The 18,747-nt window shown below is 68.7% G+C and carries 18 protein-coding genes and 1 tRNA gene; 7 read left to right on the top strand and 12 right to left on the bottom strand.

Features of this window, described 5'->3' with window-relative positions; all coding sequences use genetic code 11:
* Positions 1-35 precede the first annotated feature (35 nt).
* Entirely contained in the window at positions 36-974 is a 939-nt protein-coding gene (locus ACLJQF_RS06250) for a patatin family protein (protein ID WP_410607232.1), read from the top strand.
* A gap of 12 nt (positions 975-986) precedes the next feature.
* Here ACLJQF_RS06250 and ACLJQF_RS06245 read toward each other — a convergent pair whose 3' ends face one another.
* Both ACLJQF_RS06245 and ACLJQF_RS06240 read right to left on the bottom strand, forming a co-directional pair.
* Positions 987-1,829, bottom strand: coding sequence for an SAM-dependent methyltransferase (locus ACLJQF_RS06245; protein WP_410607231.1), 843 nt, complete (start codon positions 1,827-1,829; stop codon positions 987-989).
* Positions 1,826-2,275, bottom strand: coding sequence for a MarR family winged helix-turn-helix transcriptional regulator (locus ACLJQF_RS06240; protein WP_410607230.1), 450 nt, complete (start codon positions 2,273-2,275; stop codon positions 1,826-1,828). The genes ACLJQF_RS06245 and ACLJQF_RS06240 overlap by 4 nt, the downstream gene beginning before the upstream one ends.
* A 153-nt stretch (positions 2,276-2,428) precedes the next feature.
* Here ACLJQF_RS06240 and ACLJQF_RS06235 point away from each other — a divergent pair, with 153 nt between their 5' ends.
* Positions 2,429-3,391 (top strand): alpha/beta hydrolase, encoded by a 963-nt coding sequence (locus tag ACLJQF_RS06235; protein WP_410607229.1) that lies wholly within the window; start codon positions 2,429-2,431, stop codon positions 3,389-3,391.
* A gap of 147 nt (positions 3,392-3,538) precedes the next feature.
* A complete protein-coding gene (locus tag ACLJQF_RS06230) occupies positions 3,539-4,747 on the top strand; it encodes an alpha/beta hydrolase-fold protein (RefSeq protein ID WP_410607228.1) in 1,209 nt (402 codons plus the stop codon).
* 10 nt (positions 4,748-4,757) lie between these two features.
* On the opposite strand, the gene ACLJQF_RS06225 is transcribed toward ACLJQF_RS06230, so the two are convergent.
* Positions 4,758-5,633 (bottom strand): hypothetical protein, encoded by an 876-nt coding sequence (locus ACLJQF_RS06225; RefSeq protein WP_410607227.1) that lies wholly within the window; start codon positions 5,631-5,633, stop codon positions 4,758-4,760.
* A 190-nt stretch (positions 5,634-5,823) separates the two neighbouring features.
* On the opposite strand from ACLJQF_RS06225, the gene ACLJQF_RS06220 reads away from it, so the two are divergent.
* Complete coding sequence (locus ACLJQF_RS06220) at positions 5,824-6,486, top strand: DUF4383 domain-containing protein (RefSeq protein ID WP_410607226.1); 663 nt, start codon at positions 5,824-5,826, stop codon at positions 6,484-6,486.
* 15 nt (positions 6,487-6,501) lie between these two features.
* Here the strand turns inward: ACLJQF_RS06220 and ACLJQF_RS06215 are convergent, their stop codons facing one another.
* Positions 6,502-7,506, bottom strand: coding sequence for an SCO0930 family lipoprotein (locus tag ACLJQF_RS06215; protein ID WP_410607225.1), 1,005 nt, complete (start codon positions 7,504-7,506; stop codon positions 6,502-6,504).
* Positions 7,507-7,665: 159 nt separating this feature from the next.
* Positions 7,666-9,132, bottom strand: coding sequence for a 3-carboxy-cis,cis-muconate cycloisomerase (pcaB, locus tag ACLJQF_RS06210; RefSeq protein WP_410607224.1), 1,467 nt, complete (start codon positions 9,130-9,132; stop codon positions 7,666-7,668).
* Positions 9,133-9,200: 68 nt separating this feature from the next.
* Here pcaB and ACLJQF_RS06205 point away from each other — a divergent pair, with 68 nt between their 5' ends.
* Positions 9,201-9,842: a TMEM175 family protein gene (locus tag ACLJQF_RS06205; RefSeq protein WP_410607223.1), complete on the top strand. Its 642-nt coding sequence runs from the start codon at positions 9,201-9,203 to the stop codon at positions 9,840-9,842.
* Positions 9,843-9,846: 4 nt separating this feature from the next.
* Here ACLJQF_RS06205 and ACLJQF_RS06200 read toward each other — a convergent pair whose 3' ends face one another.
* Positions 9,847-10,389 carry a DinB family protein gene (locus ACLJQF_RS06200; protein WP_410607222.1) on the bottom strand — a complete coding sequence of 181 codons (543 nt, stop codon included), beginning with the start codon at positions 10,387-10,389 and terminating at the stop codon, positions 9,847-9,849.
* Positions 10,390-10,628: 239 nt separating this feature from the next.
* Between ACLJQF_RS06200 and ACLJQF_RS06195 the strand changes: the two genes are divergently transcribed.
* Entirely contained in the window at positions 10,629-11,450 is an 822-nt protein-coding gene (locus tag ACLJQF_RS06195; RefSeq protein WP_410607221.1) for a hypothetical protein, read from the top strand.
* Between the two features lie 51 nt (positions 11,451-11,501).
* On the opposite strand, the gene ACLJQF_RS06190 is transcribed toward ACLJQF_RS06195, so the two are convergent.
* Entirely contained in the window at positions 11,502-11,897 is a 396-nt protein-coding gene (locus ACLJQF_RS06190) for a hypothetical protein (protein WP_410607220.1), read from the bottom strand.
* A 110-nt stretch (positions 11,898-12,007) separates the two neighbouring features.
* On the opposite strand from ACLJQF_RS06190, the gene ACLJQF_RS06185 reads away from it, so the two are divergent.
* Positions 12,008-12,080 (top strand) — tRNA-Lys (locus ACLJQF_RS06185).
* Positions 12,081-12,695: 615 nt separating this feature from the next.
* Here ACLJQF_RS06185 and ACLJQF_RS06180 read toward each other — a convergent pair.
* From ACLJQF_RS06180 to ACLJQF_RS06160, 5 genes are all read right to left on the bottom strand, one after another.
* Entirely contained in the window at positions 12,696-13,925 is a 1,230-nt protein-coding gene (locus ACLJQF_RS06180; RefSeq protein ID WP_410607219.1) for a tyrosine-type recombinase/integrase, read from the bottom strand.
* A gap of 725 nt (positions 13,926-14,650) precedes the next feature.
* Positions 14,651-15,076, bottom strand: coding sequence for a contact-dependent growth inhibition system immunity protein (locus ACLJQF_RS06175; RefSeq protein ID WP_410607218.1), 426 nt, complete (start codon positions 15,074-15,076; stop codon positions 14,651-14,653).
* 40 nt (positions 15,077-15,116) lie between these two features.
* A complete protein-coding gene (locus ACLJQF_RS06170) occupies positions 15,117-16,286 on the bottom strand; it encodes a putative T7SS-secreted protein (RefSeq protein ID WP_410607217.1) in 1,170 nt (389 codons plus the stop codon).
* On the bottom strand, positions 16,276-16,620 hold the full coding sequence (locus ACLJQF_RS06165) for a hypothetical protein (RefSeq protein ID WP_410607216.1): 345 nt from the start codon (positions 16,618-16,620) through the stop codon (positions 16,276-16,278). The genes ACLJQF_RS06170 and ACLJQF_RS06165 overlap by 11 nt, the downstream gene beginning before the upstream one ends.
* A gap of 251 nt (positions 16,621-16,871) precedes the next feature.
* On the bottom strand, positions 16,872-18,632 hold the full coding sequence (locus ACLJQF_RS06160) for a hypothetical protein (RefSeq protein ID WP_410607215.1): 1,761 nt from the start codon (positions 18,630-18,632) through the stop codon (positions 16,872-16,874).
* Positions 18,633-18,747: the final 115 nt, after the last annotated feature.

Here is an 18,747-nt window from a genome sequence, read left to right as displayed (position 1 = left end):
CAAAACGGGTCGACTAATCGATCGGAAGGACCAGGATGGGAGGAGTGCACCCGGTACTCGAACTGATCTCCGAACGGATCGCGGCGGGCAGTGTCCCGGGCGAACGCGCCGACGGCCGGCGCCTCGCACTCGCCATCGAGGGCGGCAGCAGCCGCGGCACCTACTCCAGTGGCATGGTCCTGGCGCTGGACGAACTCGGCGTGACACCGGCGCTCGACGCCGTCTACGGCTCCTCGGCCGGCGCGCTGAACGGCGCCTGGCTGCTCTGCGGCCGGTCCGCGACCGGCATCCGGACGTGGTGGAACCCGGTGGTCATGCGCCGGATCATCAACCCGCTGCACACCCTGCGCGGCCGCGCGGTGATCGACCTCGAATACCTCGTCCACCAGGTCTATTCGGTGCTGGAGCCGATGGACTTCCCGGCGATCCTGGCCAACCCGGTGACGTTCCACCCGCTGGCCACCGACGCCGACACGGGGGAGTCCACCGACCTGCACCCGTTCCTCGACGACGTCGACGCGGTCAAGATCGCGCTCGCCGCGACGTCGTGCATGCCGGTGCTGGCCGGGCCGCCGATCCCGATGGCCGGCCGCCGGTTCGTCGACGCCGGTGTGGCCGAGCCGATCCCGTACCGCACCGCGCTCGCCCAGGGCGCGACCGACGTCCTGGTGCTGCGCACCCGCCGCGCCGACGAACTGCCGCTGCCGCCGCCGCGGGTGCACGACGTCGTCGTGCCGCGGTTCCTGCGTCGCCAGGCGCCCGGCGCGATCCCGGCCTGGCAGGACACCTACCGGCGGGACGTCGAGGACGAAGAAACGTTGGCGACCGACCCGCGCATGCTGAGCGTCCGCCCGCCGGCCGGCGCGCCGGACGTGGCCGTGCTGGAGCGCGATCCCGAGGTGCTGCGGAAGGCCGTCGAGCTGGGCAAAAGCGCGGTCCTCGACGTGCTGGACAGCCTGCGCGAAGCCTCCTAGGGCTGAAACATTTCAGGGCTTGCGCGCGACGCCGCCGATCACCCGCGACTCGGACGGCGAACCGGCGAACACGGTGTGCTCGTCCGGGTGCCACGCCGGGGCGTAGACGAGCCCCGGCTCCAGCAGCGGCCAGCCGCCGAAGAAGCGTTCGAACTCGGTCATCGTCCGCAGGAAACCCGGGTTGGTCGTGGTCTCGTAGTACTCGAGCAGGTCGAGTAGCGCCTGCCGCTCGTCTTCGTTCACCGGGTTCTCGTTGGTCATCTGCGACAGCACCAGCAGCGATCCGGGGGCGAGCCGGGTGCGGTAGTACTCGAGCAGCCGGTCCGGGTTCTGCTCGTCCTTGACGAAGTGCATGACCGCGTTGATCACCAGGGCGACCGGCTCGCGCACGTTGATGATCTCCGACGCCTTCACCCGCTCCCAGAGGTCGTCCGGCTGCAGGAGGTCCGCGGCGATGGCGTGGTGGCGCTCGGGGTCGGCGGTGTCGGCGAGCAGCAGCGTCGAGTGGGCAAGGGCGATCGGCTCGTTGTCGATGTAGAGCACCCGCGTGTCCAGCCGCGGACTAGCGTCATCTGCGACCTCGTGCACGTTGCCCGCGGTCGGCAGGCCGGAGCCGACGTCGACGAACTGCCGGATGCCCTCGCGGACGCACTGCCGGACCGCGCGGCCCAGGAACTGCCGGCTCGTCAGGCAGTAGTCGCCCATCAGCGGCAGCCGGGCGCGGACCTTCTCGGCGAAGTCGCGATCGATCGCGTAGTGGGTGTTCCCGCCGATGAAGTAGTCGTAGATCCGCGCGGCGGACGGCCGGTCGAGGCTGTTTGCGACGGCCTTGAGCGCGTCGTCGTGGTTGATCATGCCGGTGCCAGTCCCTCCCGATAGGCGTTCACCGACTCTGTCAGCCGATCCAGCTCGGCCCGCATCCGGGCCACGCCGGCGTCGTCCAGGCTCATCGCCGTGCCGATCACGTCGGGGATCCCCCGCGCCTTCTCGCGTAGCGCCCGCCCGTCGTCGCTCAGGCTGACGCGCACCGAGCGTTCGTCGTCGGCCTGCCGGTTCCGGACCACCAGTCCGGCCGTCTGCAGCCGCTTGAGCAGCGGCGAGAGGGTCCCCGAATCGAGGTTCAGCTCGGCCCCGAGTTCTTTGACCAGGCGGTGGTCCTTCTCCCAGAGCGCCAGCATGACCAGGTACTGGGGGTAGGTCAGGTCGAGGTCCTCCAGGACGACGCGGTACAGCGACGTCACCGCACGCGACGCCGAGTACAGCCCGAAGCAGAGCTGGTCGTCCAGTCGCAGCGATGCCATGGCGTCCTCCTTATCTCGTATCCGTCGATGGTCCCCGCCATCCGGCTGGGTGGCAACTTAAGTGCCCTGCATCTCATTGGACTCCAATTAGTTGTGCACAACTGAGTTGCACGCTACCTTCGTGACATCAGCTTCCAGCACGAGGAGGACGACATGACCGCCAACCCGCACAAGCTGGCCCTCGAACCGGCCGCGCAGGCGTTCGCGGAGGCCACCGACCAGCCGCCGTACCTGTTCCAGCTGCCGCCGGAGGAGGGTCGCAAGGCGGTCGACGGCGTCCAGGACGGCGACGTCGCCATGGCACCGGCCGAGATCGAGGTGCTGACCGTGCCGGGCGGCCCGAACGGCGACGTCGAGACGCGGATCGTCCGCCCGGCCGGGGCCGAGGGCCCGCTGCCGGTGATCGTCTACATCCACGGTGCCGGCTGGGTGTTCGGCGACTTCCACACCCACGAGCGGCTGGTGCGCGAGCTGGCGGCCGGCGTCGGCGCGGCCGTCGTCTTCCCCGAGTACAGCCGGTCGCCCGAGGCGCGTTACCCGGTCGCCATCGAGGAGAACTACGCGGTGGCGAAGTGGGTTGCCCAGCACGGCGCCGAGAAGGGGCTCGACACCTCGCGCATCGCGATCGCCGGCGACTCCGTCGGCGGGAACATGACCGCGGCGCTGACCATCCTGGCCAAGCGGCGCGGCGACGTCACCTTCAAGCAGCAGGTGCTCTTCTACCCGGTCACCGACGCGAACTTCGACACCGAGTCGTACCTGGAGTTCGCCGAGGGCTACTTCCTCGGCCGCGAAGGCATGAAGTGGTTCTGGGACCAGTACACGACGGATCCCGCCCAGCGCGCGGAGATCACGGCGTCGCCGCTGCGCGCGTCGCTCGACGAGCTCGCGGGGCTGCCGCCGGCCCTGGTGATCACCGGCGAAGCCGACGTGCTCCGCGACGAAGGTGAGGCGTACGCGGCGAAGCTGCGTCAGGCCGGCGTGCCCGTCACCGCCGTCCGGTACCAGGGGATCATCCACGACTTCGTGATGGTCAACGCGCTTCGCGAGACGCACGCCGCCGAGGCCGCGATCACCCAGGCCGTCACCGTGCTGACGCGCGCCCTGGCGAAGTAATTGAGAAAACACTGAGTGCCCCGCACGTTGCGGCCCTATGACCCAACTCACAGGTCCGCAACGTGCAAGGCGGGTCAAACGTGATATATACGCGAGTCCCGGGGGGTCCGGGTGCGCATTCGTTGCCCGCCCGGAAGGACCGTTCCCATGCACCTCAGCAGCATCCGGCTCGACTCGCCGATCACGATGATCATCGTGGTGGTGGTGACGCTGCTGGCGATCATCGCGATCCCGTTGTTCTGGGAGCGGTGGAAGCGGAAGCTGCTGTGGCGCACCGTCACGATCTTGTGCGCGGTCGTCTCCATCGTGGTGACCACCGGCCTGGCCGGCAACCTGATCGGCGGGTTCTTCCCCACGCTCGGCTCGCTGCTCGGCACCGGTGTCTACGCGGCCGACAGCATCGACGCCGAGACGACCGCGAACGGCGAAAACCTCGAGGTCGTCCGGGAGGTCGGTGCGGCGCACGCCAAGGAGGGCAAGGGAACCGTCGTCCACATGAAGGTGACCGGCCGGCGCACCAAGCTCACCCGCGACGTGACGGTCTATCTGCCGCCGCAGTACTTCGACCTGGCCTACAAGACCCTCAAGTTCCCGGCCATCGAGTGGATCCCGAACTACCCGTCCGGACCCGAGGTCGTCACCGACGGCTACAAGCTCCCGGAACAGCTCGACGCGGCGATCGCCAAGCGGGTACTGCCCCCGGTCGTCGTGATCATGCCGGACCCCACGGGCGTCCCGAAGATCGGCCACGACACCGAGTGCGTCGACGAGGTCGGCGGCGCCGCGAACGACACGTTCCTGACGGCGGACCTGCGTGAATGGGCCCTGCACAAGCTGGGCGTGGCGGCGGACCGGAAGGCCTGGACCTTCGCCGGCTGGTCGTCCGGCGGGTACTGCGCGATGAACCTGGTGACCCGCCACCCGCAGTGGTACGGCCAGGCGGTCAGCGTCAGCGGCTACGACCGCGCCCAGATGGACGCCGAGACCGAGAACCTCTACAAGGGCCGCCAGGACGTCGACGACGCCAACAACGTCGGCATCACGGTCCGCCTGCACCCGTCCCCGGTGGACATCCTGGCGATCTGGGGCGAGAAGGAGAAGTTCGAGGGCGCGGCGGCCGAGCTGATCCGCGCCGGCGTCCGGCCTCCGGTCCGGTTCCAGTCGTGGCAGGTGCCCGACGCCGGCCACAACATGAACACCTTCAAGTCCCAGATCCCCGACATCCTCAGCTGGATCGGCGCTCACACGACGTCGCCCGCCCCGGCGGGCCGGCAGGTCGCGACCACCGGCGGGGTGCAGCCGTGGCCACTGCCCCGCTCGGGTGCGCCGGGCGCGCTGGCGGACACCGACCAGTGACCCGCTCGCCTCAGCCGAGCAGCTTCGAGACGATCTCCGTGACCCGCTTCGACCCGGTCACGTAGTCCACTTTGGCGGGGTGCTCGGTCAGCACCACCACGATCACGTGCCCGACCACGCCCGAGGTGTGCAGCATCCGCGTCGGCCGGCAGCACGACCAGCCCTGCTTCACCAGCCAGTCCTGCCCCTTGGCGGCGTCCGGGATGCCGAAGTACTGCCGGAAGCCGTCGGACCCGCGCTCGGTCGCGTCGCGCAGCGCGTTCGTGATCGCGGTGGACTTGCGGTCCAGCAGGTACCGGTAGACCTTCACGATGTCCGCCGCGGTGATGCGCGTGTCGCCCCAGCGGCCGGGGTCCGCGGGCGGCCGGGTGCCGGTGAGGCCCAGCTTCGTGGCCCAGCGCGTGACGATCGCCGGCCCGCCGTAGCTCGACCAGAACCGGCTCGCGAGGTCGTCGTCGCTGCGGGACAGCATCCGCTGCACGTCCGCCACCGGGCCGCCCTGGTCGAGCACGGAAAGCGCAATCAGCAGCTTCACGATCGACGCGGAGGTGTATCCGCGGTCCGGGCGCACCGAGACGGTCGTCTTGCCGCTCTCCGTGTCGAAGACGACGGCGCTGGCGGTGCCGTCCCGCATGATCCCGTCCAGCGTGCCGGCTTCCACGCCGGCGGGGCCCGGGGCGGTCTTGGCCGTCGGCGTGGCCGACGACGCCGGCGCCTCGGTCTTGGGCGCCGCCGTCGGTGTCGGCGTCTCGGACGTCGTCGCCACGACTTCGGAGACCGCGGTCTGCCGGGGCGCCGCGGCGGAGCTGTGCCCCGCCGTGATCACCACCGCGCCGGTCGCCCCCAGGCACAGCCCCACCAGGAAGATGCCGCTCAGCTTGCGCATGACCTGAATTGCCGGGAAGGCCGCGCGCTGTTCGCCCGAACGGGTCTGTTTGTGGGATAGCTCTCGAAGAGGGCCTGAATCGGGAACGCACCAGGGCCCTACGGGCAAGCACCATCGTTTCGCTCACCGTGGTCGCGGGGTACTCCAGCGCGGTGACGGTCGTCACCACCCGCTGGGAAGGACTGGAGTCATGGTTCACGCGAAAGGCGCACGCATCCGGGTCCGAGGCCTGCAGCCGGCGCAGGTGCTGGCCGGACTGGCCGGGATCGCGTTCCTCGTCGTCGGCATCATCGGATTCTCAAGGACCGGCTTCGGCAACTTCGCCGGGCACAACGACGTCGGGTTCTGGCGGTTCTCCGCGAACCCGCTGATGAGCTTGGTCCGCGTCGTGACCGGCGTCGTCGGTCTGCTGCTCGCGTTCGGCTCGGGCCGCGCGCGGACGTTCGGCTGGCTGCTGTTCATCGGCTACGGCCTGCTGTTCGTGTGGGGCCTGATGATCGACGGCCTCATCTCGAACAACCCCTTCGCCACCGCCGGCAACCCGATGGACCTCGGGCCCGCCGACACGTGGCTGCACCTCGGCGTCGCCGCTCTCGGCCTGCTGATCGCGGTCCTGCCGGCCCGCCGCACCATCCTGCTGCCCGAGGACGAGACGGCCGACGAGCCGACGGTCGTCGAGCAGCGCACCGATCGCCCGGTTGCAGATCGTCCGGTTACCGACCACCCTGTTGCCGACCGCACTGACGACGGCGTCACCGCCGAACCGCGTCGCCGGTCGTTCCTGCGTCGTGACCACAAGGGGCGAGGCCCGGAGGTCACTCATGAAGAGCGTCCGCCGGGCCTCGCCCACTAGGAGGTTCGGGGTGGTTCAGTAGGTGGTGCCACCGGAACCGGAGGTGTCACTGGTACCCGCACCGCTGCCGGCCGGAGCAGGCTGCTGGTTGGCAGCGGTCGCCGGGTTGCTGCCGAGCTTGCACCCGGCGGGCTCGATGACGAACCAGGTGCCGTTGACGCCCTGACCGTTCGCGTCGCCCGCCTTGGTGTCCTTCGAGAAGGTGTAGAGGGGCCAGCCGCCGAGGGTCACCTGCTCCGAGCCGTCCTGGCGCTTGATGCTGCCGAGCAGCTTCGAGTCGATGCCCTGCAGCTCGACCTTGCCGTTGGCGAGCACCGGCGGCCAGGTCTTGGCGCAGTCACCGTTGCAGGCGGAGGCCTTCTTCTTGGTGTCCTTCTGGAACAGGTAGAGCGTCATGCCGTTCTGGTCGACGACCGCGTCGCCGAGGCCGTCGATCTTGCTGGCGCTGAGCTTGACGCCGCCGGCTTCGGAGCCGGTCGCCGCGGCCTGCCCGGACTTCCCGCCCTTGGCGTTCGCCGCGTACCAGGCGCCACCGACGCCCTGGCCGGTCGCGTCACCAGGCTTGGTGTCCTTGGCGTAGCGGTAGAGCGCCCACCCGCCGACGGTGATCTGCTCGGTCCCGTCGGAGCGGGTCACCTTCCCGACGTTGTTCTTGTCGACGCCTTGTACTTGGACGTCCCCGGTGGCCAGCATCGGCGGCCAGGTCTTGGCGCAGTCACCGTCGCAGTTGGACTTCGGCGGCTTCGCCGTGTCCTTGTCGAACCGGTAGAGGGTCATGCCGTTCTGGTCGGTGAGCACCTGCCCGACATCGGCGACGTCGGCGACGACCAGTTTGCTCTCGTTGGACGCCGGAGCGGCGTTGCCCACCTGGCCGTTGTTGGCGGCCTGGCCGCCACCGGTGCCACCGGCCGCCGCGGGAGCGACAACCGGCTGAGCAGTCTCGACACCCGAGCAAGCGGTGAGCACTGCCAGCCCGGCTGCCGCCGCGGCGACGGAGACGGCGATGCGCGTGCGAAGCATGGAAGTTCTCCCTTGTGTCCGTTGGGTTTTCCCGGCCGCTCGGTGCGGCTGCTTGATACCCACTACACGGACCCCCGCCGAGGGCGGTTCAAAGAATTTTCGCCGACCTCGGCAACTGCTCTGGGTGACTGCCTCCGGAGCGCAGCGTCTCCCGGGCCGTTACTCCGAAGGGCCGCCGAGCGCCGGCCCGCCGTCGCGGTCTCCGCCGCTGCCCCTGCCGCCGCCGAGGGCACGGTCGACCAGGGCACCCGCCGCGCCGGTGTAGCCGGCGGGGTCGAGCAGCTCGTCCAGCGCGGCCGGCGTCAGCACGCCGGTGATGGCGGGCAGCTCGTCCAGGACGTCCCGGAGCGGCCGGTCCTCGCGCACCGCCCGCCGGGACGCCTCGCCCAGCAGCTCCTTGGCCTTCGCCTTGCCGAGCAGCGGCGCGAGTACCGCGGACAGCCGCTCGGAGACGATCAGCCCGTGCGTCGACGCCAGGTTCGCCCGCATCCGCCCGGGCTCCGCGGTGAGCCCGCGCGCCAGCTCGGCGGCGGTGTGCGCGGCGCCGCCGGTCAGCCGGAGGCACTCGCGCACCAGCTGCCACTCGGCGTGCCAGACCCCGGCCGACCGTTCGTCCTCGGCGAGCATCGACTGCGTGACCCCCGCGGCCAGCACGGGCACCTGCAGCGCGGCCGACCGGATCAGCGTCGCGAGCACCGGGTTCCGCTTGTGCGGCATCGCCGAGGAACCGCCCCGCCCATCGGCGGCCGGTTCGGCGACCTCGCCCAGCTCGGTCCGGCTGAGCGTCTCGACGTCGACGGCCAGCTTCCCCAGCGCCCCGGCAGCGAACGCCAGCGCCCCGACGAGGTCGGCCACCGGCGTCCGCAGGGAGTGCCACGGCAGCACGGGAGCGGCCAGCCCGGTCTCCTCGGCGAACGCGGCGGTCAGCCGTTCCACGTAGTCGCCGACGTCCAAGCCGTCGGCGGGCCCGCCGACGGCCGCCTCGCCGTCGAGGCGCGCGTACTCGACGTACGCCGCCAACGTCCCGGCCGCGCCGCCCAGCGAGACCGGCAGCCCGCCGTCGAGCACGCGCCGGACGCGGACGGCCGCGTCCAGCACCAGCTGCCGCCAGCCCGCGGCCTTCAGCCCGAACGTCGTCGGCACCGCGTGGGCCGTCAGCGTCCGCCCGGCCATGGTCGTGTCCCGGTGCGCGCGGGCCAGCCCGGCCAGGTCCTCGGCGGTGGCGTCGAGGTCGGCGGCGAGCGGCCGCAGCGTCCGGTGGGCGACCAGCATCATCGCGGTGTCGAAGATGTCCTGGCTGGTCGAGCCGCGGTGCACGTACTCGGCAGCACCGGGCGCGAGCTCGCCGACGGCCGACGTCAGCGCCTTCACCAGGCCGACGACCGGGTTCGCGGTCGCCCGCGCCCCGCGCGCCAGCTCGGCGACGTCGATCCGCGCCTTGCCCGCGACCTCCGTGATCGCGTCCGCGGCCTCGGGCGGCACCGTCCCCAGCCGCGCCTGCGCACGCGCGAGCGCCGCCTCGGCGTCGAGCATCGCGCGCAGCCAGGCCTCGTCTCCGGTCGACGCTTCGGCCGGCGTACCGGCCCGCACCGGGGACAGGAGGCCGGAGTCGGGGTCGACGGTCATGGCGTCAGCATCGCACGCGCCCGACCTCGGCGGCGGTCGCACGACCGGGTCTGGCACGCTCATCCGCCATGACCAGCGCCCCGTCCACCGAGGACACCGCCGGCTCCGAATCCCGGGGAATCGCCGCCGAGCGGCTGACCTTCTTCTCGGACGCCGTCGTCGCCATCGCGATCACGCTGCTCGCGCTCGAGCTGCCGCTGCCGGAGGGCGCCACCAGCGCCGAACTGCTGCGGTCACTCGGTCATCACCAGTCCGAATACGTCTCCTTCCTGATCAGCTTCATCGTCATCGGCGGCCACTGGCGCGCTCACCACCGCTTGTTCAACTACGTCACCACGCTGGGCGGCGGACTCGCCCGCCTCACCTTCGGCTGGCTCCTGATGCAGGTGATCATGCCCTTCGCCACGAAGGTGATCGCCGAAGAAGGAGCGTTCGAGTTCCGGTTCGTCTTCTACGCCGTCGTGCAGGTCGTCGCGCTGACGCTGTTCCTCCTCATGGCCTGGCAGATCCAGCGGAAGCACCTGTACCGCGCGGACACCCCGCCGGAGCTCTTCGGCGCGGTCTACCGCGGGATCGGCGCGATGACCGCCGCCTTCGCCGTCTCGATCCCGGCCGCCTTCTTCACGCACTGGGCCTACGCGTGCTGGATCGTCGTCCCGCTCGTGGTCAACCTCCTTTTCCGCTTCCGCCGCCGGACGGCAGCCGCCTGAGCCGTCACTCGCCGGTCGCGCCGTCGATCCGCTCCCGGATCAGGTCGGCCTGGCCGATGTGGCGCGCGTACTCGCCGATCATCCGCAGCATCAGCCAACGCAGGGTGAACGGTTCGCCGGTGCTGCGGCGAGTGCCGGTCTGCTCCAGTGAGGCGGCCGCGACGATCTCGCGGGAGCGCGCGCATTCGGCGTGCCACAACGAGAATGCCTCGTCGACGTCGCCGCCCAGGTCCGTGAAGTCCTGCTCCGGGTCGTCGTCGGAGTAGTAGAGGTTCGGGACGTCCTCGCCGGTGAACTGGATCCGGAACCACCAGCGTTCGCAGCCGGTGAGGTGCCGCAGCAGCCCGTGCAGGGTCAATGTGGACGGTGGCACCGAGCGTTCGGACAGCTGCGCGGGGTCCAGACCGGCGCACTTCAGCTCGAAGGTGCGCCGGTAGTAGTCGAGGGTCTCGGTGAGCGCCTGGCGCTCGTCGGCGACCGGCGCCGGGTCGGTTCTGGGGGCGGTCAGCCGGGGTGGCGGCGCCACCGGGATGGTGTGTTCGGTCATGCGCGGAGCGTCCCACAGGGGTCCGACAATTTCGGTTGGCCGCTGAGGTCGGTGACCGGGCAACGGCCGCGAAACCCCAGTTCAAGCACGGTTTGCCGAACCCGGTAACGAATTTCGGGGCGCGACGATCTGATCTTCGTCACCCCCGCTGCGCACGCCAGTTTCACCGGCCGGAGCGGCACCCCTCGGTTCGGAACCAGGAGATCACCACTATGCAGCGAACCGGACGAAGAACTGCTGTGCTGGCCGCACTGACGGCCGCGGCCCTGTGCGCGGCGCCCGCCGTCGCATTCGCGGCACCGCCCGCGAGCACGATCGACGTCAGCGTGACCACCGTGCGCGCGGGCACCACGTTCACGGTCACGGAGCAGCTGACCAACCCGACGGACTTCACGGTCACCGGCGCAAAGGCGGCGCTCTACGTGAAGGAGAAGCCGATCGCCGACGTGCTGGACCTGGTGTCCTGCACCGGGGCGATCGCACCGTGCGCGCCGTACCTCAGCAGCTTCCGCGGCGGCGTCGGCGACGTGGGTGCCGGCGAGAGCCGGACGGTGAAGTTCACCCTGCGCGTCAAGGACGGCGTCGCGCCCGGCCAGTTCACGCTCCAGCACCAGTTCGCCGGTGACAACTACGCGTTCAGCGTGGAGGACGGCCCGGCCGTCACGATCGCCCCGCCGGACGAGGCCGACGTGAAGGTGGCGCTGACCGCGACCCCGCGAGCCGGCCTGGTCGCCCGGGTCGACTACGTGATCAAGGTGTCGAACACCGGCCCGTCCACCGCGACGGGCGTCCGCGTGGCGGTCAACCCGGGTTCGGGCCGCACGATCGTCTCGACGACCGGCTGCACCCGCTCGGGCGCGACCCTGAACTGCGCGATCGGCACCCTGGCCCCGGGCGCCTCGGCGACGGCGAAGTTCTCGTCGGAAGGCGGCATCTTCGCGTGGGGCGCGTTCACGGCAACGGCTCAGCGGACGGCGAGCGCGCCGGCGGATCCGGAAGCGGCGAACGACAAGGCGTCGAAGAAGTGCACCGCCTACACGGGCCTGTTCGTCCAGTGCTGACGGCGTGACGCGCGGGGCCCGGCCGGGTCCCGCGCGTCCGTCCATACAGGATCAGAGCGCGAACGCCGCCCGGTCACGCACCGCGTCGGCGGTCTCTTCGACGGACTGCTCGCTCGTGTCGATGACGTGCGGTTCCAGCTCCCCGAGCCCGACGAACGCGGCGTGCATCCCCGTCAGCGGTTCGACGTCGGTGAGTTCCGTCGCGTCGCGGGCGGTGCCTCGCGCGAGGGTGACGTCGAGGCTCGGCCGGAGCACGACGTAGTAGAGGTCCAGACCGTCGCGCTCGGCGGCGTCCCGGAAGGGCTGCAGCGCCCACGGGCCGACGACACCGTCGAGAAGCACGTCGTAGCCCCCGCGCGCATAGCCACCGAACCCGGTCCGGATCCAGACGTAGAAACTGTCGATGTGCAGGTGCACGGTAGGTCGTTCGGCATCGGTCGCCACCATCCGGGCCACGCTCGACTTCCCGGCACCGGGACCAGTCTTGACCTTCGCCGGAGCGTCAGCCGGACCCGGTGTGCAAGCGCCCGACCGGGGCCTGGCTAAACTGGGGGCGCGGGCCGTTAGCTCAATTGGTAGAGCTGCGGACTTTTAATCCGTAGGTTCTGGGTTCGAGCCCCAGGCGGCCCACTACGATCATGCTTCTGACCTGCGGAAACGTTCGATTTGGCGATCTTTCTGCAGGTCAGGTGGATCTGTGTGGACCCTTGTGTATCCGCGGCCGTAGGCTCCGGTGATCGGGTTGGCCTGTGAGTGCACGTCGGCACCGGATGTTCGATCTGGCGGTAGCGGTCGTTTTTGTTGCTGCTGCGGGGAAATCGTCGTTGTGGCGATGGGCGGTCGGCGCCCTCTGGGTGTGGTTTCCGTGTCTGTGTTCGTCGGGCGTGGTGTGTCCGTGGGTGTGGCCCGGCGGTGCCGGAGCGGTTCGGCACGGCGCGCGTAACGGAGACGCATCGGAGCCCCCTGGTGCTGGGCCGTCAACATCGTGTGACCCGTGTTTCCCCAGCTCAGGGTCGATATTTGGTGCTTGGTGAAGGGGTGAACCTGCGGATTTACTGACCGAGGTCCGGCTCTGCGGCAGTTGCTGCTGGCGTGCCGGAGCGGTTCGGCACGGCATGACGAACGGAGACGCATCGGAGTCCCGTGGTGCTGGGCCGTAGCCCGCGTAGGCCGTGTTTCCCCAGCTCAAGGCCGACATTTGGTGCTCAGCGAAGGCGGCGAACCTGCAGATTTGTCGTCCGCGGGTCAGGTTTTCGAGACAGTTGCCGACCTGTCCGGGCACTGGGCGGCCCTGCCCGCCACGCGTCGGCAGTGGAGCGGGAGCCGTGCTCGGTGCGTACGGCCGGGCGGTGCGGCGAACAGGGATGCGCTGATCTTCTCGGCGGCCTGGTGGCGGGTGCCGGGGTAGAGCGAGACGTAGTAGTCAGCGGTAAAGGACATCGAGGCGTGTCCGAGCATGTCCTGGACGCTTTTGAGGTCGTTGCCGGCGGCCAGCGACAGCGAGGCCGCGCCATGTCGGAGATCGTGCAGCCGGATCGGTGGCAGGTTTGTGCGCTCGACCAGCAGGTCCTCGAACTCGTGGGTGAACCGGTCACGCCGACATGGCATCCCCGTGGGGGTGGTGAACAGGTACCGCTCTCCGTCTGGTCCTGCAGGCAGCCCGGCTCGAGCTGCGAGGTGGCGTCGCATCAGGCTGGCGGTGACGTGGTCGAGAGCGATGGTCCGTGTGCTGTGGCGGCTCTTCAGCTTCCCGTCGTCGTCTTCCTGCTCTTTGGGGTCGGGTCTGGTGATGACGAATAGTTCGTTGTGTTGCAGGTCCACGTCGATCTCGCGCAAGGCGGCGGCTTCGCCGCGGCGTAGGCCGGTGACGGCCACGAGGTGGTAGTACAGGTAGCGCTTGTGTCCGGCGATGGCGTTGAGGAACTCGATCGTCTGTTCTCGCGTCCACACGCACACCGGTCCCGGGCGCCATCCGGTTGCCCGCCAGCGTGCCACTCGCTCTTCGGTCCACACGTACGGCCGGGGCTTCACCGCTTCCGGGAGGCCGATCTCCCGGCCTCGTGCTGGGTTGTGTCCCAGTAGCCCGAGACCGACCGCGGCGGTCAAGGCGGAGCTCAACGTCGCTCGGACCCGCGTCACCGTCGACGGGGCCAGACGCCCATGCCGGGATCCACTCCCGGCCGCGATCGCGGTGAACGCCTTCTGCACGTCGGTCACGTCGAGTGTCACCAACGGCAGATCACCGAGCTGCGGGATCAGGTACGTGAGGACATGCTGCCGGTAGGACCGGCGCGTCCTGGGACGTAGCTTGCAATTGGTGATCCAGTAATCCAGCCAGTGACCGGTTGTCAGTCCGATGCCTTTGGCGGTCGCCGCGACCTGTTCCCGGGCGGCTTTCGCGGCCTCCTCCGAGACGTAGCCACCGCGACGCACCCGCGAACGAGAACCGTCCGGAGTACGCAACCCCTCGACCACGAACCACCACGAGCCGTGCCCTGGCTCGCTCAACCGGCGGCAACGTGTACCCAGCTGCCTCCCCGTCACCGGGCACCGGCACCCACACCGCTTGAACACTCCATCACCAGATGTCATGGTCATACACCTCATTCACAAGAAGACCATCCGTGACTGTGACTTCGCAGGGATGCGGTGACGGCGTGCTGCCGCGATCACGGCGGATCACCGCGAGACTATGATCGTGAACGGGTGTCCGACGAATGTCTACAAGAGACAGTCTATTTGTAACAAAGTTTAGGCGAAGAGGAATGGAATTTGGCAGTGCGGCAGCAGCCTCGGTCTCTGTGGTCATAGTAGACCACAAAGGACAGATGTCCTGTCTGATCGATCACGAGGCTTGGCTCGTATGCTCATGGCCAGCGCTGGGTTGATCGAGTCGCGGCCGGAGGGCTTCGATTTCGATTGGTTCGATCCATTCGATCCCACTATGCACACGGCGTCGCGGCCCGACGACGGCACCGGCAAGACGATGATCACCGCACTGCGCTATGCGCTCCACTTACCCACCGCACGGGGGACTCCATCCGCGGCGACTCAGACCGATTCCTCGCGAAACTGGTCCGTTCACGCGACGTCTGCCACGTCGTCGAGCAGGGTGGCCGGCAACTCTAGCGACTCCCTCTCTCAACCCCCAGCAGGTCAGTGTCGCCGCGCGTCCAGCAAAGTGTTACACCAGGCTGTCGTTAGCCGCGGAAGGCGTTGATCTGTTGCCAGATGGGTTCGTGTGGTGCGTCGTGGTCGTCGAGGTTGCCAAGGGCCTCGACTGCTGTGATCACGGCTGAAGCGCGACGACGCTGGTCGGGGTGCTGCTGCCAGTACGCCTGTGGGGTCTTCAGCACTGCTGTGAGCAGGTCGCCGGGGTAGAAGTCGCCTTCGGCGAGTGGGTTCTGTTCGAGGTGGGTCAGCGCGACGGGGACCAGTACGTCGACGCTCTCCTGCTGGAGCAGGAGCACACGGAGGTCTTCGATGTCCATGGCACCCACCGGCTTGTGGCGCAGCTCGTAGACGGTTTTGATCAGCCGAGTTGCGTCGGCTGGTGGGTTGCCCCAGTGGCGGTCTTCGATCTGCTCGAGGGTGAGCGATTCGTCGACGTTAGGACTGGTCCCCATGGCTCCTCGTGTCAGCTGTTGTGTCGTGTACGTGAGGCTGCTATCCGCGTGGTACCCACTGCTCACTGTAGTCGAGCAGGCGGCTGGCCTCGGACAGCTCGGCCTCAACCGCGGGCCGATCTTCAGGTGCCAGTCGCGAGTCGCTGAGCTGGCGTTTCAGCCGGTTGATCTGGTTCGAGAGGCCGTTCTGGGCCTCTCTGACTTCGGTGACGTGGTCCCAAGGTGTGCCGTCGCCCTTTCGGGCTACGACTTCGCCGTTCAGCTCGCGGCGGGCTCCGTCGAGGTCCTTATCGGTGAGGTGTTCTTTGAGCCGGTCCGTCTTGGTGGGTTTGGTCGGGTTGGCGCGCGGTTTGACGGGTTCAACGTGGTCGTCGGTCATGGCGTGCCGGGCGAGGTCGCCGACGGCGCCGACGGTCATCGTCCCGCCGACGGCGATGCCGGCCGCGGACACGACGTTGAGGGGTACGCCGGCGATGGCGCCGACGCCGGTGGCGTCGAGGGCGATGCCAGCGCCCTCACCCGCTGAGCTGATCGCGGTCAGCGCCATGCCGCCGACTGCGGCGGCGGTGTCGACCGGGTGGTTGAGCATGGCATTGCCGAACGAGGCGAGGCTGTTCGCGGCGTGGGTGCCGAGGTCGGCGAGGAAGTTGCCGGCGTCGTCGAGCCAGCTGGACTTTTGTGGCGCCACGTCCGCTTCGGTGTCGAGCATGCCGGCGATGGCGTCCCCGGCCTCGGTCAGCTGTGCTCGGGCCCGGTTCAGCGTGTCCCGGGCAGCTTGCCGTCCGGCTTCACCCGGATCGGTGAACGGTGGCGGAGGCTGGTTGTTCGCCTGCGCTTCGGCAGATGCAGCATCGTGTCGGGTCTTGGCCTGTTGAGTGGCAGCCTGGGCGTTGTTCCACTGGGCGATGGCTTCGCCGGCTTGGGTTTGTGCCCAGCGGAGGGTGCGCGCGTAGTCGGTCAGCAGTGATCCGCCGCGGTGGAGGGCGTCGGCGGCGTCGAACCACTTGTTCGGTTCGTAGCTGAACTTGTCATGGAACGCGCGGGCGGCGGGGCCTTCCCAGGCTCCGGTGTCGATGGCTTTGAGCCCGTCTGCGGCTTGGCCGGCGAGGTCGCCGCGGGCGTTGAGGACGCGGGCGTTTTCCTCGATCGCTTCGGGTTTGCCTGGGACGAGAGCTGTCGGGTCGTTGGTGTCGCCGAGTTCAGCCATCATCTACCGGTTCTTGGCCCGGGTCGGTGGTGAGCGAGCCGGCAGCGGCGGAGTCGGCTGCTCGGTATGCGGCAGCTGCTCTGGTCAGCACGTTGCCGATCGCGTCCGCGTCGTCGGTCAAGATGTCGAGGCCGTCACTCCAGCGGACGCAGAAGTTCATCAGCGCGTTGTGGATGCCGTCGTGCCCATACAGGCCGGTGTCGCCGCACAGATCGCGCAGCTCGAAGCTCGACTGGTCGGTCACGCTTCGCTTGATGCCGTTCGCCGCTTCCTCGACCTTGCCGACGTCGATGTGGAACCCAGGACCGTCCACTACTGAAACCATCCCCTCGAACACGTTCAGTATTCATCGAGTGTGGAGGATGCGGTCACCAATTGACAAGTGGCCGATCGTCGGGAAGGGCACGCCTGTACTCGCACACAGTAGAGCGTGATCGGCGACGCATTGCTAAGCGCATGGTGCGGGCTGGCATGGTTGGCACGGACGTCCATCTGGGTTCGCTGGTAGCCACTCATCGGCCTGGGACGACCTTCCGGTTGTTCGGACGCCTCAGGTTAAGACGTCCGGACAAGTCGGAAGCTCATGGGTTAGTCGCCGCGCGCCGCTTCGATCCGTTTGAACAAGGTCGTGGTGAGGAGTTGTGTCTGCGTTCCCCATGCTGCGGCGAACGCCCGCCATCGGTCGGGTGAATCACCGCAGATTTCGGCGACTTTCGCCGCGAGCCGCGGCCCGTACACGGGATGGCGCTCGAGTTCGCGCACGGGCATGCGCCAGGCGAGGTCGTCGGTCATATGGGCGGAGCTGAGGGCGTGAGCGACGATTGCGTCCCGATTCTGGCCCCGATCGCGGAGGAGGTCAGCAAGCGCCGCCACCGGGTCTGCCATCGCCGAGAGTTCCTCGTCCGTCGGCAGGTTTTCCGTGGCTGGCGCTGGCTTGGCCGCGGGGCCTGTACGTGATTGCCGGGCGGTGAGCACCTCGGCGCACAGACGACGTGCGCGGCTGCGGGCGGGCAGCGGCTCCTCGATGTCACGGAGGTGATCGTCCGGTAGGTGTTCGAGCAGGCGACGGAGCTGCGCCGTCGATGCCGCGGAGTTTGCCACGATCGCATCGACGAGCTGGTAGTACGAGACCTGCTGTCGAGGTCGGGCGTCGACGGCGGCGGTCACCAAAGCATCGACGCACGCGGAAGTGGTGGTCGCGTTGGCGACTGCTACGAGATCGGCCCACTCGCCCGCGTGGGCGATCCGCACCGGATCCCATCCGCCGGCGATCATGTCGGCGATCACGTTGCCCACCTCGTCTCGCGCCAGCTGCGTGAGTCGTGGAAACCGCTTCAGATAAGCAAGCACATCAGTGGCCTCCGCGGTCTTCAATTCCGGCAGGCACTGAAGTAGTTCGGTGTCGGTGAGTTCGTCGGCGGCGAGAAACGCGCGCCTGATCCGTGAACCCAGTTCGGGGTGGGACAGCAGTTCCTTGCGCCGATCGGACGGCTGCTCGGCGATAAGGTCTCTGAGCAGCATCTCCGGGGTGTGCCGATCCCGCCGGCCTGGGACTTCGGACGGGGGTTCCGGCGGCTGCGAACCGAGCACCACGTCGAGGATGGTCGCGGCGAGTTGCGTTTTCGTCTGAGCGGGCCAGTTCTTGGCATCCCACCAAAGCTTCGCGGCGTCGTCGTAGGACAGCGTGGCGACCTCGCGCATGGCTGTCTGCGAGATCTCGGGCCGCTGTAGCGCGGCTCCGAGAACGCTTGCCTTGGCGGGAAACCGGTTCAGCAGTTCGAGAGCCTCCGCTGCAGTGCAGCAGTCGGCAGCGACGAGATCCGCGGCGTCCCACGACTCCACACCGGCCACCAGTCTCTGCCGCGTCTCGTTGTCGAGGTCCGTTCGAGCGAGCAGCGGCTTGATCCCTCGCGAGGATATCCACTGAGCGGCTTTGTCGACGAGTTGCTGCTTTCCTTCTTCCGGCAGACCCGGCAACGCGGCCAGGCGCCCCCACAGACCTTGCGACTCGGCGGAGGACCAGCCGGTACCCAAGGAACGTTCAGGGTGCTCGTTAGCCGTCACGGCGGGAACCACCCTACGGCGTGGGAGACCGACAGCGAGTCTGGCTGCCGGCAGGTCGTCGACGACGAAGAGATCCTGGCTCCACTCTCCTGGCCAAGCCACGATCAGCAGGTCAGTCTCTTCGGCGGCACCGAGCATCGCGCGCTTCGCGGCGTCAGTCTTGGCCTGGGTGACCAAGCCGTCCGCACCTATTCGTAACAACGTCACCGTCCCGGCCAGCCAGGGCAAGGACTCCGCCGAACTTGTCGTCCTCAGTCGCGCGTCGAAAACGATCTTTCCCCTCATTCGCACCAGCATAGGGCGTCGACCTGCTCGCATACATCGTTTCCGCTATGAAAGCCGGTGAGCTCCCGGACCTGACGCCGTTGCATTCCTTAGCTGAAGAGGTGACCGGCAAACC

This window comes from Amycolatopsis sp. lyj-109 (genome assembly GCF_046548995.1).
GTDB lineage: Bacteria > Actinomycetota > Actinomycetes > Mycobacteriales > Pseudonocardiaceae > Amycolatopsis.
This window is presented reverse-complemented; position numbering and strand designations above follow the sequence as displayed.

What these genes read in the sequence shown, in the direction of transcription:
- ACLJQF_RS06190 (WP_410607220.1), bottom strand. Translation starts at nt 11,897, where the DNA reads ATGGTGGCGACCGATGCCGAACGACCTACCGTGCACCTGCACATCGAC.
- ACLJQF_RS06230 (WP_410607228.1), top strand. Translation starts at nt 3,539, where the DNA reads ATGCACCTCAGCAGCATCCGGCTCGACTCGCCGATCACGATGATCATC.
- ACLJQF_RS06160 (WP_410607215.1), bottom strand. Translation starts at nt 18,632, where the DNA reads ATGAGGGGAAAGATCGTTTTCGACGCGCGACTGAGGACGACAAGTTCG.
- pcaB (WP_410607224.1), bottom strand. Translation starts at nt 9,132, where the DNA reads ATGACCGTCGACCCCGACTCCGGCCTCCTGTCCCCGGTGCGGGCCGGT.
- ACLJQF_RS06250 (WP_410607232.1), top strand. Translation starts at nt 36, where the DNA reads ATGGGAGGAGTGCACCCGGTACTCGAACTGATCTCCGAACGGATCGCG.
- ACLJQF_RS06215 (WP_410607225.1), bottom strand. Translation starts at nt 7,506, where the DNA reads ATGCTTCGCACGCGCATCGCCGTCTCCGTCGCCGCGGCGGCAGCCGGG.
- ACLJQF_RS06225 (WP_410607227.1), bottom strand. Translation starts at nt 5,633, where the DNA reads ATGCGCAAGCTGAGCGGCATCTTCCTGGTGGGGCTGTGCCTGGGGGCG.
- ACLJQF_RS06205 (WP_410607223.1), top strand. Translation starts at nt 9,201, where the DNA reads ATGACCAGCGCCCCGTCCACCGAGGACACCGCCGGCTCCGAATCCCGG.
- ACLJQF_RS06235 (WP_410607229.1), top strand. Translation starts at nt 2,429, where the DNA reads ATGACCGCCAACCCGCACAAGCTGGCCCTCGAACCGGCCGCGCAGGCG.
- ACLJQF_RS06240 (WP_410607230.1), bottom strand. Translation starts at nt 2,275, where the DNA reads ATGGCATCGCTGCGACTGGACGACCAGCTCTGCTTCGGGCTGTACTCG.
- ACLJQF_RS06200 (WP_410607222.1), bottom strand. Translation starts at nt 10,389, where the DNA reads ATGACCGAACACACCATCCCGGTGGCGCCGCCACCCCGGCTGACCGCC.
- ACLJQF_RS06175 (WP_410607218.1), bottom strand. Translation starts at nt 15,076, where the DNA reads ATGGGGACCAGTCCTAACGTCGACGAATCGCTCACCCTCGAGCAGATC.
- ACLJQF_RS06245 (WP_410607231.1), bottom strand. Translation starts at nt 1,829, where the DNA reads ATGATCAACCACGACGACGCGCTCAAGGCCGTCGCAAACAGCCTCGAC.
- ACLJQF_RS06170 (WP_410607217.1), bottom strand. Translation starts at nt 16,286, where the DNA reads ATGATGGCTGAACTCGGCGACACCAACGACCCGACAGCTCTCGTCCCA.
- ACLJQF_RS06220 (WP_410607226.1), top strand. Translation starts at nt 5,824, where the DNA reads ATGGTTCACGCGAAAGGCGCACGCATCCGGGTCCGAGGCCTGCAGCCG.